The sequence below is a fragment of the Pararhizobium sp. LjRoot238 genome (assembly GCF_964252955.1).
Classification (GTDB): Bacteria; Pseudomonadota; Alphaproteobacteria; order Rhizobiales; family Rhizobiaceae; genus Pararhizobium.
This window is the reverse complement of the sequence record NZ_CAXUPP020000001.1, coordinates 4,004,585-4,018,575: the sequence shown is the minus strand read 5'-3', so window position 1 is coordinate 4,018,575 and position 13,991 is coordinate 4,004,585. Positions and strand designations below refer to the sequence as shown.

General features: G+C 58.9%; 16 protein-coding genes and 2 pseudogenes. 13 read left to right on the top strand and 5 right to left on the bottom strand.

Going from position 1 to position 13,991, the window contains the following annotated elements; genetic code table 11:
• Positions 1-111: 111 nt before the first annotated feature.
• Genes ACSQ3F_RS19780 through ACSQ3F_RS19765 form a run of 4 tightly spaced genes read right to left on the bottom strand, consistent with a single transcriptional unit; the run spans position 112 to position 3,588 of the window.
• Complete coding sequence (locus ACSQ3F_RS19780) at positions 112-567, bottom strand: toxin-activating lysine-acyltransferase (protein ID WP_436101769.1); 456 nt, start codon at positions 565-567, stop codon at positions 112-114.
• 3 nt (positions 568-570) lie between these two features.
• A complete protein-coding gene (locus tag ACSQ3F_RS19775; RefSeq protein ID WP_436101768.1) occupies positions 571-1,374 on the bottom strand; it encodes an HlyD family type I secretion periplasmic adaptor subunit in 804 nt (267 codons plus the stop codon).
• Positions 1,259-1,897, bottom strand: a complete 639-nt coding sequence (locus ACSQ3F_RS19770; RefSeq protein WP_436101767.1) for a biotin/lipoyl-binding protein — start codon at positions 1,895-1,897, stop codon at positions 1,259-1,261. The genes ACSQ3F_RS19775 and ACSQ3F_RS19770 overlap by 116 nt, the downstream gene beginning before the upstream one ends.
• Complete coding sequence (locus ACSQ3F_RS19765; RefSeq protein ID WP_436101766.1) at positions 1,894-3,588, bottom strand: peptidase domain-containing ABC transporter; 1,695 nt, start codon at positions 3,586-3,588, stop codon at positions 1,894-1,896. Before ACSQ3F_RS19765 ends, ACSQ3F_RS19770 begins: the two co-directional genes overlap by 4 nt.
• 824 nt (positions 3,589-4,412) lie before the next feature.
• On the opposite strand from ACSQ3F_RS19765, the gene ACSQ3F_RS19760 reads away from it, so the two are divergent.
• The 4 genes and pseudogenes from ACSQ3F_RS19760 to ACSQ3F_RS19745 all read left to right on the top strand — a co-directional run bounded on the left by ACSQ3F_RS19760 (position 4,413) and on the right by ACSQ3F_RS19745 (position 7,595).
• Positions 4,413-4,934, top strand: coding sequence for a hypothetical protein (locus ACSQ3F_RS19760; protein ID WP_436101765.1), 522 nt, complete (start codon positions 4,413-4,415; stop codon positions 4,932-4,934).
• A gap of 35 nt (positions 4,935-4,969) precedes the next feature.
• Positions 4,970-5,087 (top strand): annotated as a pseudogene (locus tag ACSQ3F_RS19755) (IS630 family transposase); the annotation flags it as partial.
• Positions 5,078-5,239 (top strand): annotated as a pseudogene (locus ACSQ3F_RS19750) (MFS transporter); the annotation flags it as partial. The pseudogenes ACSQ3F_RS19755 and ACSQ3F_RS19750, both read left to right, overlap by 10 nt.
• A 220-nt stretch (positions 5,240-5,459) precedes the next feature.
• Positions 5,460-7,595, top strand: coding sequence for a sodium-translocating pyrophosphatase (locus tag ACSQ3F_RS19745; RefSeq protein ID WP_436101764.1), 2,136 nt, complete (start codon positions 5,460-5,462; stop codon positions 7,593-7,595).
• A gap of 118 nt (positions 7,596-7,713) precedes the next feature.
• Here the strand turns inward: ACSQ3F_RS19745 and ACSQ3F_RS19740 are convergent, their stop codons facing one another.
• A complete protein-coding gene (locus ACSQ3F_RS19740) occupies positions 7,714-8,238 on the bottom strand; it encodes an outer membrane protein assembly factor BamE (RefSeq protein ID WP_436101763.1) in 525 nt (174 codons plus the stop codon).
• A gap of 131 nt (positions 8,239-8,369) precedes the next feature.
• Here ACSQ3F_RS19740 and ACSQ3F_RS19735 point away from each other — a divergent pair, with 131 nt between their 5' ends.
• From ACSQ3F_RS19735 to ACSQ3F_RS19695, 9 genes are all read left to right on the top strand, one after another.
• Positions 8,370-8,909 (top strand): ubiquinol-cytochrome C chaperone family protein, encoded by a 540-nt coding sequence (locus ACSQ3F_RS19735; protein ID WP_436101762.1) that lies wholly within the window; start codon positions 8,370-8,372, stop codon positions 8,907-8,909.
• An 86-nt stretch (positions 8,910-8,995) separates the two neighbouring features.
• On the top strand, positions 8,996-9,547 hold the full coding sequence (locus ACSQ3F_RS19730; RefSeq protein WP_436101761.1) for a YceD family protein: 552 nt from the start codon (positions 8,996-8,998) through the stop codon (positions 9,545-9,547).
• A gap of 203 nt (positions 9,548-9,750) precedes the next feature.
• Positions 9,751-10,809 carry a phosphate acyltransferase PlsX gene (gene plsX, locus ACSQ3F_RS19725; RefSeq protein WP_436101760.1) on the top strand — a complete coding sequence of 353 codons (1,059 nt, stop codon included), beginning with the start codon at positions 9,751-9,753 and terminating at the stop codon, positions 10,807-10,809.
• Positions 10,810-10,814: 5 nt separating this feature from the next.
• Positions 10,815-11,786, top strand: coding sequence for a beta-ketoacyl-ACP synthase III (locus tag ACSQ3F_RS19720; RefSeq protein ID WP_436101759.1), 972 nt, complete (start codon positions 10,815-10,817; stop codon positions 11,784-11,786).
• Between the two features lie 94 nt (positions 11,787-11,880).
• Positions 11,881-12,219 (top strand): integration host factor subunit alpha, encoded by a 339-nt coding sequence (locus ACSQ3F_RS19715; protein WP_026203378.1) that lies wholly within the window; start codon positions 11,881-11,883, stop codon positions 12,217-12,219.
• Between the two features lie 148 nt (positions 12,220-12,367).
• Positions 12,368-12,901: a MerR family transcriptional regulator gene (locus ACSQ3F_RS19710; protein WP_436101758.1), complete on the top strand. Its 534-nt coding sequence runs from the start codon at positions 12,368-12,370 to the stop codon at positions 12,899-12,901.
• Between the two features lie 136 nt (positions 12,902-13,037).
• A complete protein-coding gene (locus ACSQ3F_RS19705) occupies positions 13,038-13,283 on the top strand; it encodes a DUF982 domain-containing protein (RefSeq protein WP_436101757.1) in 246 nt (81 codons plus the stop codon).
• A 66-nt stretch (positions 13,284-13,349) separates the two neighbouring features.
• Complete coding sequence (locus ACSQ3F_RS19700; RefSeq protein ID WP_436101756.1) at positions 13,350-13,700, top strand: hypothetical protein; 351 nt, start codon at positions 13,350-13,352, stop codon at positions 13,698-13,700.
• Between the two features lie 5 nt (positions 13,701-13,705).
• Positions 13,706-13,972, top strand: coding sequence for a hypothetical protein (locus ACSQ3F_RS19695; RefSeq protein ID WP_436101755.1), 267 nt, complete (start codon positions 13,706-13,708; stop codon positions 13,970-13,972).
• Positions 13,973-13,991 lie beyond the last annotated feature (19 nt).

Genomic DNA, 13,991 nt, shown 5'->3' with positions numbered 1-13,991 from the left:
CGTAAGCCACCGCCAACATACCGAAAAAACGTGGATTTTTGCCATTGTGGCCGCTTGACGATCCCGATTCGTCCCCGCACTCTGCGGCCACGTCTGTGTGGCAATCATTGCTTAGGCCTTGTTGGCGAGGACGTTCCGCCAAACCTTGATCCGCTTGATGCTGCCATCGGCGTTTCGCTTGATCGAATGGGCGTGGCAGTGCGGGAAGTGATTGCGCTGCAAGTCTCGGATTATCTGCAGCGTATTTCCGAAAGGGGCAACGATGTCGATAAACCAAAGATTGCTGCCGGATGTCCAGCGATCGGGGGGAGGGTTCTGTCCGTGAAGATAGAGTGCATTGTGGCATTCGTCATCTACTAAAGCCCATGTGACGAAGGCCATAGGCAGGCTATCCTCGTCAAAGTAAATCTTGTATTGTCCCGCCTGCAGAGCTGGAACTAGATAGGCTTCCGTCTCGGAGACGGACCAGTCTCTATAGTCGGACGCCATAGCCACGGCGGTCATCATTCCAAGCGCTTCAAAAAAACCGATGGACCGGTCTTTCCCGCATGAATTATCAATATGCATCGCTCATCGCTCCCCTAAACTGTCTTGGATAGCCTTCAGAATAGGCTCGAAGAAATAGCTGATCAGCCGGCGCTCGCCTGTGATTACGTCAACAGTCGCCGTCATGCCCGGCGTGAAATCGATAATGCGACCCGCGACCCGGATATTGGGTCGTTCCAGGTTCAAGCGAACGGCATAGACCCATTTGCGCGTGGTCGCATCTTCGCGCGCATCAGCGCCGACGCTGGAGATACGCCCACGAACTATGCCGAAGCGCTCCGCCGGGAATGCGTCGAATTTCACGAATGCCTTTTGGCCGGTCTTCAAAAACCCGACGTCCCGGTTGTCGAAGAAAGCCTCGATCTCAACGCCGCCATCGGAAGGAACGATAGACATCAGGGGCGATCCGGCTTCGATGAACCCGCCGAGCGTAAACACCGAGAGGTGCTCGACCCGGCCGTTTGCGGGCGCCTCGAGGGATAAATTCGCGCGATAGGTTTGTGCAGTATTCAGCTCTGCCCGCGAACCCCGAAGGGCGATTCCCGCCTCGTTCAATTGCTTGCGATATGTCGAGAGAACAGCCGATATCGCGCCCGTCCTCTGCTTGGCCACGGCCTCAGCCTCGGCATCAAGCTCTCGGAGCTGAAGTTCGGCAATTTTGGCATCGCTTTCGACCCCCTTGAACTCACGAAGCCGATCAAGATAGTCAACCTCACTTGTCGCTCCCCGCTTCCTCAGTGTTTCCGCGGAGGCAAATCTCTGCGAGACGATTTCCTGGTCTGAACGAGTTTTTTTCGATCCGCGCCAGTTGGGCGCTTTTCGCTCCATCGATTCGTTTTAGTTGTGCGTCGGTTTGAGCCACCTCATCACGAAGCGCCGCGAGAACGGCGATGACAAGTTCCTCCGTGCCGTCGACCTCCACCTGGATGCCAACCTTCTGGCGCCGCAGAGCTGCCTTTCCCGCCTCGATAAAGCCCTCATCTGTCGGATCTTTGCGGACCAGAGGCTCCAGGATCGACGAGGCGACCGCCTCCTCTTGTACCTGCCGTTCAATCCCTGCCTGGATGCGTGCGATGTCACTCTCGGCTGCGGTGGCATCCATCGTCAACAGGACGTCGCCCCGTTTCACAGACTGGCCCTCTCCGACCAAGATCGCCATGATCTTGCCGTCGACCTGAGGCTGAACGATCTGGACCCGGCCGGTGGGTATGGCCTTACCCTGGCCGCGCGCGACGATTTCGGTCTTTGCGACATAGCTGCCCGCGACGATCACGACGAACAGGCTAACGAGAGACCAAGCCGTCAGGCGGATGGTCGGCGATGCCGGCTTTTTGACCATGTCGTTCGTCATGCCGGCAGCGTTTCTGCAGGCGTCCACTGCTGCTCTGAAGCGGTGTGGGTGAGGTCGATCACGTTGATATTCGAGCCGAGCAGGTGGGGATTGTGCGTAACCACCACCAATGTCCTGTCGCGCGCGAAACGCTTCATCATCTCGACAATGATCGCCGCCGATTGCACATCGAGGGCACTGGTCGGCTCATCCAGGATGAGCGCCTGCGGGTTCGTGAGAAGGGCTCGCGCCAAAGCGATGCGTTGGCGTTGACCGCCGGACAGATGACCGCCGCGCTCTCCGACGTCGGTATCGATTCCATTTGGAAGCTGCATCACGACCCGGTCGCCCCCGCTATCCATCAGGACGCTTTGGATCTCCTCTTCGGTCGCGTCCGGCTTGGCCAGCAGGAGATTGTCGAGAACGGACCCGGCAAACAGCACCGGCTCCTGCGGTAGATAAGCGATCGTTCGCCTGACGCTTCCCGGATCGTGGTCAGAAAGGTTCTGACCGTTGGCCTCAACGGTCCCGCCGGCCGGTTCGTAGAGACCGGCGATCAGCTTCGCCAAGGTGGACTTGCCCGAGCCGGAACCGCCGACAATGAGTGTCGGTCGGTTTGGCTCGATGTCGGCGCTCAAGTCGCGGATGACTGCCTGATCCGTCGTGTAGCCGAACGACAAGCGGTTCAGGCACAGCGTCAGCGGCCCCTCAATCCGCAGTCGAGGCTTGAGGACATCCGTCTCAGTCGGGGTGTTGAGAAAATCACCAAGCCGCAGCCGCGCAACCTTCAGCCCTTGCCACTGTTCCCATATCGAGGAGAGCGACATGATCGGTCCCGACACCTTGTCAGCCAGAAGATGAAACGCGATCAGTTCGCCGAGCGTGATCTCGTTTTGAAACACCAGTCGTGAGCCGAAAAATATGATCAGGATCACCGACCCATTCTCGAGGATTTCGCCAAGGAAACCGTTGAGGATGTTGAGTTTGGTGACGCGAAAGCCGGTAACGAGGCTCACGTCCAACGTCTCCTGGAAACGCTCGGCCTGCCGTTGTTCGGATGCCAGCGCCTTGACGGTGACGGCATTTCCGAATGCCTCGACGAGGCGTGATTGATGGCGCGAACCGGCAGCAAATGATTCCTGCATGCGACGCCGGACGAATGGCCCGATCATACCGAAGGTCATGATCTGAAGTGGCAGCATGATCAGCACCAGCACGGTCAGAAATGGGCTGATGGCGAGAAGCGCTATGATGTACGTGATTGCAAACAACAGGTCGAGCGCAAAGCCGATCGTAGTGCCGGTAACAAAATCTCTGACCGTGTCGATCTCTCCTATGCGTGCGAGGGTTTCGCCCACTCGCCACCGTTCAAGAAAGCGCAACGGCAGGCCGAGGACGTGGCGGAACATTCTGCGTGCCAATTCCGCGACCAGACGGTTAGCCATATGACTGCCGAGATACGCAGTCACAGCGTCAAGTCCTGCAGAAAAAACCGTCGTCAGAACTAGAACCACGACGATAAGGGAGAGCGTTGCCTCACGCTGAAACGGCAGAACGCGGTCGATAATCGTCTGAAAGACAAAGGGCTGAACCAGACCAAGCAATCGTAGGACGATCGCGATTACCATCAATTCGACGATCAGCGGCGTATATCTGAAGGTGGTTCGAGTGAACCACGATAGTTCGACAGGATTTTCTCTGTGAACTGCCATTTAGTTTATCAGTGAACCCGTGCCATGTGTTTAATTGTATTTTTTTGTCTTGACACTCCAGGATGAAATTTGCAAGCCTAAGGTTGTGGTGTCTCGCAAGTATTTACTTTTGAGAGAAGCGTGATTGAAAACCAAATTACAGGGAGATTTCTTATGGGTAGCGGTAATAGTGGTGGCAGCGGCAACGGTCGCTCGCGGGAGGGCTCAAAGCGGAGCGGTGGAAAAGGAAACAAGGGAACGCCCTCACCGAGCGCTTGTGAAAAGGCGGTCGCAGGAGGTGCCATAGGCGGAGCAATTGCGGGCTCGCCAGGTGGCGTCAAGGGGGCAGCAGCGGGGGCAGTAGGCGGCGCCGTTGGCGGAGCGATTTCTTCGTGCTTATAACTCGATTATGTCATGGTGACGGGAACCACAAGATTTGAGTCACCTGCTCAAAGGAGTGGGATTGTTTTGCGGCTACCCCACTCCATTCTCAGGAGTATAGCATGATTAAATTCGCCCTAAGCGCGTCGTTTATTACCATGGTATTCTTTTATATATACTATATATATATGCTTAAGAATCAAATTAATTTACGCGACTTTTTAATAAGCTCGACGCTTTCTATCATTGTTGCGATCATACTAACATGGCTCTTTAGCAAATTTTCCGGGTAGTTAAGGGGCAAGATTGGGGAGCTCATGCATCGATAGGCGCGATTGTACCAAGCAAGTTCTTTCTGGTTCATACTGATGTCCCGAGCTTTTAAACATCTTATAGTTTTATTCTCTTCCTCGGCGTCGCTTTTCCTGGCGCTGGTTGTAGGAATTCTATTCCACAAACACTCGATGGGCTATATCGAGCCGTTCGGACTCGTATATTTGTTCGGGTCCGCTACCGTTGAAGAAATCATCAGAATGCTCGGCATTGCCTCGATGATATGGCTCGTCAAGAACGGACTTAAGTTCCAAGATTTTGTGACATTTGGATTATGGTTCGGCTTAGTCGAACTCCTGTTGAAAGCGTACTCATATTCGGATGAGTTTAGCTTTTGCACGAACAATTGCGGTGCGGCGATTTTTCACACCTATATTGTATATTCTGCGCCAATGTTAATGCACGTGATAATAACCATCGGATACGTTCCTTTATTTTCAAATAGAGGCTCCTTTTATTTAGCGTTTACCTTGGCATGTGCAGTAGTATCTCACGCCGTTTTGAACAGTTTTTCAATCCAACTGGCCGGGGATGAGTTTCCTATTACTGAATTTCCAAAAGGTGTAGCATTATTGATACTTATCTATGTTTTGGCGATTTCTTTTGCCTGGTTAACACACCAAAAGTCGCTCCGGCTCCAATCCGGTCGCTAGTGGTTTCCTCCTATCGTAAGAGCCCGGTTTGGCATCGCGACACACCGCAGAAGCACGTCGGGCGGGTCGAGATCATTCTGTTGAGTGCCGACGGCGTGGGCACCGTTGAATCGTGGAGCGACGTGCAAGTCCAAGACCTGCGTATGGCGCTGGCCGGAGCGCTTCGCTGCGGAGGCTTCGGTTCGGGCAAGGTGCTGACCGCCTATGGCTGGGATATGCTGAGCGCCGCGGTCTGGCCGGTGGCGGCTTTCTGCCTTTTGTTATTGATTTCCCTGTTTTTCGCCGAAAAGCGGCGTTCCGCGTGAGATTTATCGCCTAAACTGCTTTTCCCTGCCGTAAGCCACCGCCAACATACCGAAAAAACGTGGATTTTTGCCATTGTGGCCGCTTGACGATCCCGATTCGTCCCCGCACTCTGCCGCCACGTCTGCTGCCGTCGCTTGAAGAGGAGGCACGGTTCGCAGCGCTTTTTGGGGGCCTGTGGAACGGAGTGAGCCTGCAGGCTTAAACGGAGGAAAGAGCGAAATGACCATACTACTGGGCGTTATCGCATGCGGGTTGCTTTCGGTGGTTTATGCCATCTGGGCGACGCAGTCGGTGCTTGCCGCCGACCAGGGCAATGCCCGCATGCAAGAGATTGCAGGCTTCATACGCGAGGGGGCGCAGGCCTATCTCACCCGTCAATACAAGACCATTGCCCTCGTCGGCGCCGTCGTTTTCGTCGCTGCCTGGGTGCTTCTGTCCGTTACCGCTGCGATCGGCTTCCTGATCGGCGCTGTCCTGTCCGGTGCTGCCGGTTTCATCGGCATGCATGTCTCCGTCCGGGCCAATGTGCGCACCGCGCAGGCTTCCTCCGTCAGCCTTTCGGCTGGTCTCGAAATCGCCTTCAAGTCCGGTGCCATCACCGGCATGCTCGTCGCCGGTTTGGCGCTGCTCGGCGTGTCGATCTACTACCTCGTGCTGACGGCCGGCCTCGGGCTGCCGGAAGGTTCGCGTGAAGTGATCGACTCGCTTGTGTCGCTCGGCTTCGGCGCTTCGCTCATCTCGATCTTCGCCCGTCTCGGCGGCGGCATCTTCACCAAGGGCGCCGATGTCGGCGGCGATCTCGTCGGCAAGGTGGAAGCCGGCATTCCGGAAGACGATCCGCGCAACCCGGCGACCATCGCCGACAACGTCGGCGACAATGTCGGCGACTGCGCCGGCATGGCCGCCGACCTGTTCGAGACCTATGCAGTCTCGATCGTCGCCACCATGGTACTGGCGTCGATCTTCTTTGCCGGCGCTGCGAACCTCGCAGTGGTCATGACCTATCCGCTGGCCATCTGCGGCGCCTGCATCATCACCTCGATCATCGGCGCCTTCTTCGTCAAGCTCGGCTCCAACGGCTCAATCATGGGGGCGCTCTACAAGGGCCTGATCGTCACGGGCCTCTTGTCGATCATCGGCCTTGGTGCCGCGACGTCGCTCACCATAGGCTGGGGCTCGATTGGCATAGTTGATGGCAAGGACATCACCGGCACCAACCTGTTCATTTGCGGCATTCTCGGCCTCGTCGTCACGGCGCTGATCGTGGTGATCACCGAATATTATACCGGCACCAACAAGCGGCCGGTGATTTCCATCGCCCAGGCCTCCGTCAGCGGCCACGGCACCAACGTCATCCAGGGGCTTGCCGTATCGCTGGAATCGACCGCGCTGCCGGCCATCGTCATCATCGGCGGCATCATTTCGACTTATCAGCTGGCAGGCCTGTTCGGCACCGGTATAGCGGTCACCGCCATGCTCGGCATCGCCGGCATGATCGTGGCGCTGGATGCCTTCGGTCCGGTCACCGACAATGCCGGCGGCATCGCCGAGATGTCGCATCTGCCGCCGGAAGTGCGCAAATCGACCGACGCACTCGACGCGGTCGGCAACACCACCAAGGCGGTCACCAAGGGCTATGCGATCGGCTCCGCCGGTCTCGGCGCCCTGGTGCTGTTCGCTGCCTATTCGAACGATCTCAAATATTTCGCGGCGAACGGCGACAAGTATCCCTATTTTGCGGATATCGGGGCGATCTCGTTTGATCTGTCCAACCCCTATGTCGTCTCCGGCCTGATCTTCGGCGGGATGATCCCCTACCTGTTCGGCGGCATCGCGATGACCGCCGTCGGCCGTGCGGCCGGTTCGGTGGTGGAAGAAGTCCGTCGCCAGTTCCGCGAAAAGCCTGGCATCATGGCAGGCACGGACCGGCCCGATTACGGCCGCGCCGTCGATATGCTGACCAAGGCCGCGATCCGCGAAATGATCGTGCCGTCGCTCCTGCCGGTTCTCGCGCCGATCGTCGTCTATTTCGGCGTGCTGGCGCTTTCCGGCTCGAAGGCGTCCGCCTTTGCAGCACTTGGTGCCTCGTTGCTCGGCGTCATCGTCAACGGCCTGTTCGTCGCCATTTCGATGACCTCGGGCGGCGGCGCCTGGGATAATGCCAAGAAGAGTTTTGAAGACGGCTTCGTCGGCAAGGACGGCACGCGGCACATGAAGGGCTCGGAAGCCCACAAGGCCTCCGTCACCGGCGATACGGTCGGCGATCCCTACAAGGATACGGCAGGCCCCGCGGTCAACCCGGCGATCAAGATCACCAACATCGTCGCTCTTCTGCTTCTGGCGGTTCTCGCCTGATCGCTCATAGCCCCGCGCGTCTATTGGCGCGCGGGAGCTTCGATCTCTAAAAAGAAACCCGCGGAAAGCAATTTCCGCGGGTTTCTTTCTCGTTGCGAGGCGTGTCGCCGTGCAATCGTTATTTGTCCGAGCCGTCGGAGAAAATCGACCGCGCCATGCTCTTGCCGATGCCGTTGCCGCTCAAGAGCTGACCCAGGAAGGTCATTTCCTTGCCGCCGGTCGGCGTCGTGCGGGAAATCACGTCGAAGACCTTGCCGTCCTGCAGCGTGTAGTGCGCCAGTTGCGAAACCACGCCTTCCTTGTCGAAATAGACGGCAAGAACGCTCTGGTCGACGAGCTTTGGCTTCATGAATGCAACCGGCCGCTGACGCTTCTGCGAGATGTAGTAGAACACTTCGTTATCGAAGGTCGCGGTTGTCGAAGGTGTGCCGAGCGACAGCAGCACCTGTTCGCGGCTGGAGCCGACCGGCGCCAGCGCCAGCGTTTCCTGGTCGACGACATAACCCTGATTGATGGTCTGGCTGGTGTTCAACACCTCTGCCGTCTTGCAGCCCGAAAGGGTCGTTGCGCAAATTGCCACTGTGAAAACGACGTTGTTCAGAAATTTCATGTCTGACTTGAAATACCGTTTCGTCAACGACATCTCCCTCAAGGTAACGCTGGCAGATGCGCCATTGCATTTCGTGCCTGCTTCGGTAAACCAGCTTCAGCGATCATGCAATAACAGGATGCGCGGGCTTGCGCATTTTGAAGCGGTCAAACTTGGGCTTTATGATGATATTCGGACTGTTCGGCAAAAAAAACAGCAACGCGGCCATCGTCGCGCGCCAGTACGATCTTTTGACCGCAGCAGCCCGGCGGCCTTACCTCTATACCGACCTTGGCGTTCCCGATACAGTGATGGGGCGCTTCGAAATGCTGTCGGCGACGCTGATCCTCTATTTCCGGCGCACGCGCAGTTCGCAGCGGGCAGGGCAGGAGATCGCGCAGGAAATCATCGACGCCTTCTTCGAGGATGTCGATCATTCGATCCGAGAGCTGGGCGTCGGCGACGTCGGCGTGCCGAAGAAGATGAAGAAGTTCGCCTCGATGTTCTACGGCCGGCTGGAAAGCTATGCCGCGGCGCTGGACCATAAGGATCTCGACGAACTGGCGGCGGCGCTGAAGCGCAATTTTTACCCGCAGGCGGACGATCCGACCCTCTCCATGCACGGTCTTGCCGGCTATATGCTCCAGGCTGAAGTGCGGCTTGCGGAGCAGGGAGAGGATGTCGTAGAAACCGGCCGTATCGACCTGGCCGAAGCGGCGGTCTGAAGCCGTCCCGGGAAACGCGACGCCAGAGCCGCAACAAAACCGGCAGCACTATCTTGGGCGGCGACGCTGCCCGAAAGGACTTGACGATGAACCACGACGAGAAACCCGCGTTTTCCTATCCGGTCAAGGTTGGCCATATCTCCGCCAATGCCGTGACGGTTCATCTCGAGGCGAATGAGGGAGAGCGCAAGGCGCTGCGCGACCTGTGGGATGTGTCGGACGTGCTGTCGCTCTCCTCCGATCTGCAGATCGCCCGCTGGAAGAGGGATGGTGTCAAGGTCAAGGGCAGGGTCACGGCGAAGATCGTCCAGGCCTGCGTGGTGACGCTGGAGCCGGTGGAATCGGAGATCGACGAGCCGGTGGACGCGATCTTCGTGCCGGAAGGCTCGCGGCTGGCGCGGATTGCCGCCAATGACAGCGGCGAGATGTTTCTCGATCCGGACGGTCCCGATCTTCCCGACATGTTCACCGGCGACACGATCGATGTGGGCGTGGCCGTCACCGAACACGCAGCGCTGGCGATCGACCCCTATCCGCGCAAGCAGGGGACGAGCTTCGGCGAACGGATCGAAAGCAGCGAGAAGGATGATGTCCGTCCAAATCCCTTTGCTGTGCTCAAGGGTTGGAAAAAGGACTGAGTTCGGAAAAGGATGCGGCACAATTCGGTTGTCACACCGGCGAAAAACGGTATTTTGGCCGCAATCCAGCCCGTTGGGCCGTTTGCCTCGCAAGCGGGGCTGTTGCGTCTCAAACGTCATGAAAACACGTGTGTCTCCATCGCTCACACTGATTGCGCCGGGACGAAACATGCAGTGTGGCAGGAACAAAGGATAAGGCACGCGTGGTCAGAATTTCTCTTGATGTGATGGGCGGCGACTTCGGTCCGCAGGTCGTCATCCCAGGTGCCGCAAGGGCGCTTGAACGGCATCCCGATATCCGCTTCGTGCTGTATGGCATTGAAGATCAGTGCGCCCCCCTTTTGGAGAAATATCCGAAGCTGAAGGCGAACAGCACGTTTCATCCGTCCGAACTGGCGATTGCCATGGATGAGAAGCCGAGCCAGGCGCTCAGGCGCGGCCGCGGCAAGGCGAGCATGTGGCAGGCGATCGACGCCGTCAACAAGGGCGAAGCGGACGTGGTCGTTTCGGCCGGCAATACCGGCGCCCTGATGGCGATGTCGGTGTTCTGCCTGCGCACCATGCCCGGCATCCAGCGCCCGGCGATCGCGGCGATCTGGCCGACGCTGAAAGGCGAGAGCATCGTGCTCGACGTTGGTGCCACGATCGGCGCGGACGCGCAGCAGTTGATGGATTTCGCCCTGATGGGTGGCGCCATGGCGCGCGCCTTGTTCGAGGTCGAGCGCCCCACGCTCGGTCTGCTCAATGTTGGCGTCGAGGAGATCAAGGGGCAGGAAGAGGTCAAGGAAGCCGGACGGCTGATCCGTGAAGCGGCGCCCGACGGTATCGACTATCTCGGCTTCGTCGAGGGCGATGACATCGGCCGCGGCACCGTCGATGTCGTCGTCACGGAAGGCTTTGCCGGCAATATCGCGCTGAAGGCATCCGAGGGCACCGCCCGCCAGATCGCCGAATATCTGCGCGCCGCGATGTCGCGCACGCTGCTTGCCAAAATAGGATATATTCTTGCCAAGGGCGCCTTCGACCGCCTGCGCGAGAAGATGGATCCGCGCAAGGTCAACGGCGGCGTCTTCCTCGGCCTTAATGGTGTCGTGATCAAGAGCCATGGAGGAACCGACGCGGAAGGTTTCGCAGCGGCGATCGACGTCGGCTACGACATGGTCCGCAACGGCCTGAAGGCCAAGATCGAAAACGATTTGCAAAAATACCATGCCTCGCGCCCTTCCGAAGGTGCTGCGCGCGGCATGGCCGACGAGGTTTGAAGAGTATGATCCGTTCTGTGGTTCGCGGTTTTGGGGCATCGCTTCCCAAACGGGTGATGACCAATAGCGAAATCGAAGAGAAGGTCGACACGTCCGACGAATGGATCGTGCAGCGCACCGGCATCCGCCAGCGCTATATCGCCGGCGAGGACGAAACGACCGCGTCGCTCGGGGAGGCGGCAGCGCGTGCAGCGCTCGACAGGGCCGGCCTGACGCCCGCCGACCTCGACGTCATCATTCTGGCGACCTCGACACCGGACAACACCTTTCCGGCGACCGCCGTCAACATCCAGAACCGTCTCGGCATGCATCACGGAGCAGCCTTTGACCTGCAGGCGGTCTGTTCCGGCTTCGTTTACGCCGTTGCAACGGCCGATGCCTATATCCGCGGCGGTCTTGCCAAGCGCGTGCTGGTGATCGGCGCCGAGACGTTTTCGCGTATTCTCGATTGGAACGACCGGACGACCTGCGTGCTGTTCGGTGACGGCGCCGGCGCGATCATTCTGGAAGCGCAGGAAGGCAGCGGAACGACCGCTGATCGCGGCGTCCTGACCGCGCAGTTGCGCTCGGACGGCGCACACAAGGAAAAACTCTATGTCGATGGCGGCCCATCCACCACCGGTACCGTCGGCCACCTGCGCATGGAGGGCCGCGAGGTCTTCAAGCATGCGGTCGGCATGATCACCGACGTCATCGAAGCCGCTTTCGAGGCGACCGGCACGACGGCCGAGGACCTCGACTGGCTGGTGCCGCATCAGGCCAACCGCCGCATCATCGACGGTTCGGCCAGGAAGCTCGGCATCCCGCTCGATAAGGTTGTGGTCACCGTGGACCTCCACGGCAACACTTCGGCAGCCTCCATTCCGCTGGCGCTGAATGTCGCGGCTTCCGACGGGCGTATCAAAAAGGGCGACCTCGTCCTGCTCGAGGCCATGGGCGGTGGCTTCACCTGGGGGTCCGTGCTGCTGCGCTGGTAAAGAAAAGACAATATAACGCAGAGGCTTGACCGGAATGGACAAGGGCAATACTCTTCCGGGCTAATCGATATTTCAAAAAAATCGGTGGGGGAAGATGAGCGGAAAAACGGTGACACGAGCAGACCTGGCCGAATCGGTTTTCCGCAAGGTCGGTCTTTCCCGAACGGAATCGGCCGAACTGGTCGAGACCGTGATCGACGAGATCTGCAACGCCATCGTGCGCGGCGAGAGCGTCAAGCTCTCCTCCTTCGCGACGTTTCAGGTGCGCGACAAGAACGAGCGCATCGGCCGCAATCCGAAAACCGGCGAGGAAGTGCCGATTTCTCCCCGCCGCGTCATGACCTTCAAGGCCTCCAACGTGCTCAAACAGCGCGTTCTCAAGGCGCATTTGTCGCGCAAGGCCAAGCTGAAACCGCAATCGCCGGCTTCGTAATCGCTGGCTTATCATTAAAGTGGTTGAAAACACGTCCATAAGCCGTTGAAATGCGCATGATTCGTGTAATCATGCGTATCGCTGGCAGGGACGCCGCACGACGATGGTCGTAGCCCGCATCCGCCAGCCGTGTTCGATGGGGGAAGACATGGACAAGAGCCCGGACGCGTTCCGCACCATCAGTGAAGTGGCCGACGATCTCGACCTGCCGCAGCACGTGCTCCGATTCTGGGAGACGCGCTTTCCGCAGATCAAGCCGATGAAACGCGGCGGCGGCCGGCGCTACTACCGGCCGGAAGATGTCGATCTGCTCAAGGGCATCCGCCATCTGCTCTACGACCACGGCTATACCATCAAGGGCGTGCAGAAGCTCCTGAAGATGAACGGCAACAAGTTCGTTGCGGCAATCGCCAGCGGTGACCTCGCCACCGTCGAGGCGCTGGCCGCGGCCAATATCGAGGAGCCGGCACAGCCGAAGCTCGGCAATCCGGAAGACGACCAGATCGTCGGCCGCGCCAAGGCGCCAGCGAGCCGCCGGTTCTTCTCCTTTGTCGGCGGCAATGATGAGGCGCCGGAAATCTCGATCGGCAAGACATCCGTTGGCAAGGAGGATCGTGCCCTGCTGCAGGAAGCGCTCTACGATCTCCTGGAATGCAAGCGCCTGCTCGACCAGGTGCGTTGAGAAAGGGCCGGTGCACGGGTCCCTGCGCGAATGCGCGGTGCCGATGTGAGTTTGCGTCCCGGTAACTTTCCTCTCGTGCGGCCAACGGCGTGTATGCTACGAACCTCCATCGATTTTTACGAGTAAGGCGCAGCGTATGGAAAAGCCCTGGACGAAAAGCGTGACGCTGGCCCTGGAGGGGCCGGGCAAATATGTGACGGTCTCCAACACCACCGAGGCGTCCTGGGCGATGATCGAGGATTGGCCGCTGGACGATGCCCCGGCCTTGAACCGCGCGCTCGACATCTGCGCTGCGGCCGTCGAAGGCAAGAGGCCGGCGGAAGATGCACGAAAAGCGTTTATCGAGGCCGCCGCCGAGGCGGAGATCCATGTTCAGGAGTAAGCGGCCCTTGGTTTCGGCTCCGCGCACCTCCATATCTCCGCTGTCCCGGATGAAGAAAAGAACCACATGACGAAATCCCTGCAGGCGAAGTTTCACGCGGACATGCTCGCCCTCTACGATCATTGTGCGCGTTTCGGCTTCCGGCCCGTCCTGTTTCGCCGTCTCGTCATTTTGAAGGGCGGCGTCGCGGCGGCAAAGGAACTGGTGTTCAAGCCCGGCACGACCGGGCTCGAGCGCTTGATCGACGCCGGCAAGACCGAATTGTCGATGGAGGCGGCGATGGTGCGGGCGGACTATCGCTCGCTGTTTACGCCGCTCGAAATCAAGGAAGCCGAAAAACGCCTCGAGGGGACCGCCACCCGCGAACGCTCCAGAGGCCGGCTCACCGCCACCGTCACCAACCCGAAACAGGCATAGTCATCATGGCAAAGAAGCAGAAGCTCGAGCATTCGGATTTCGCCGGCGAATTCACCGATGACGGCGTCACCGTGCTCGTCGATATCTTCCGCAATGCGGGAAGCGACGACGGCTGGACGATGGAGGTGATCGACCAGGACCAGGGCCTGACCGTATGGGAGGAGCCGTTCCCCACCGACAAGGAAGCCTTCGAGGAATTTCTCGCCACGATCGAGCGGGACGGCATCCGGTCGTTCCTGGAGGACCCGGAGCCGGAGGCGTCGGTGCATTGACCGGCGGTTGCTGCTGTGG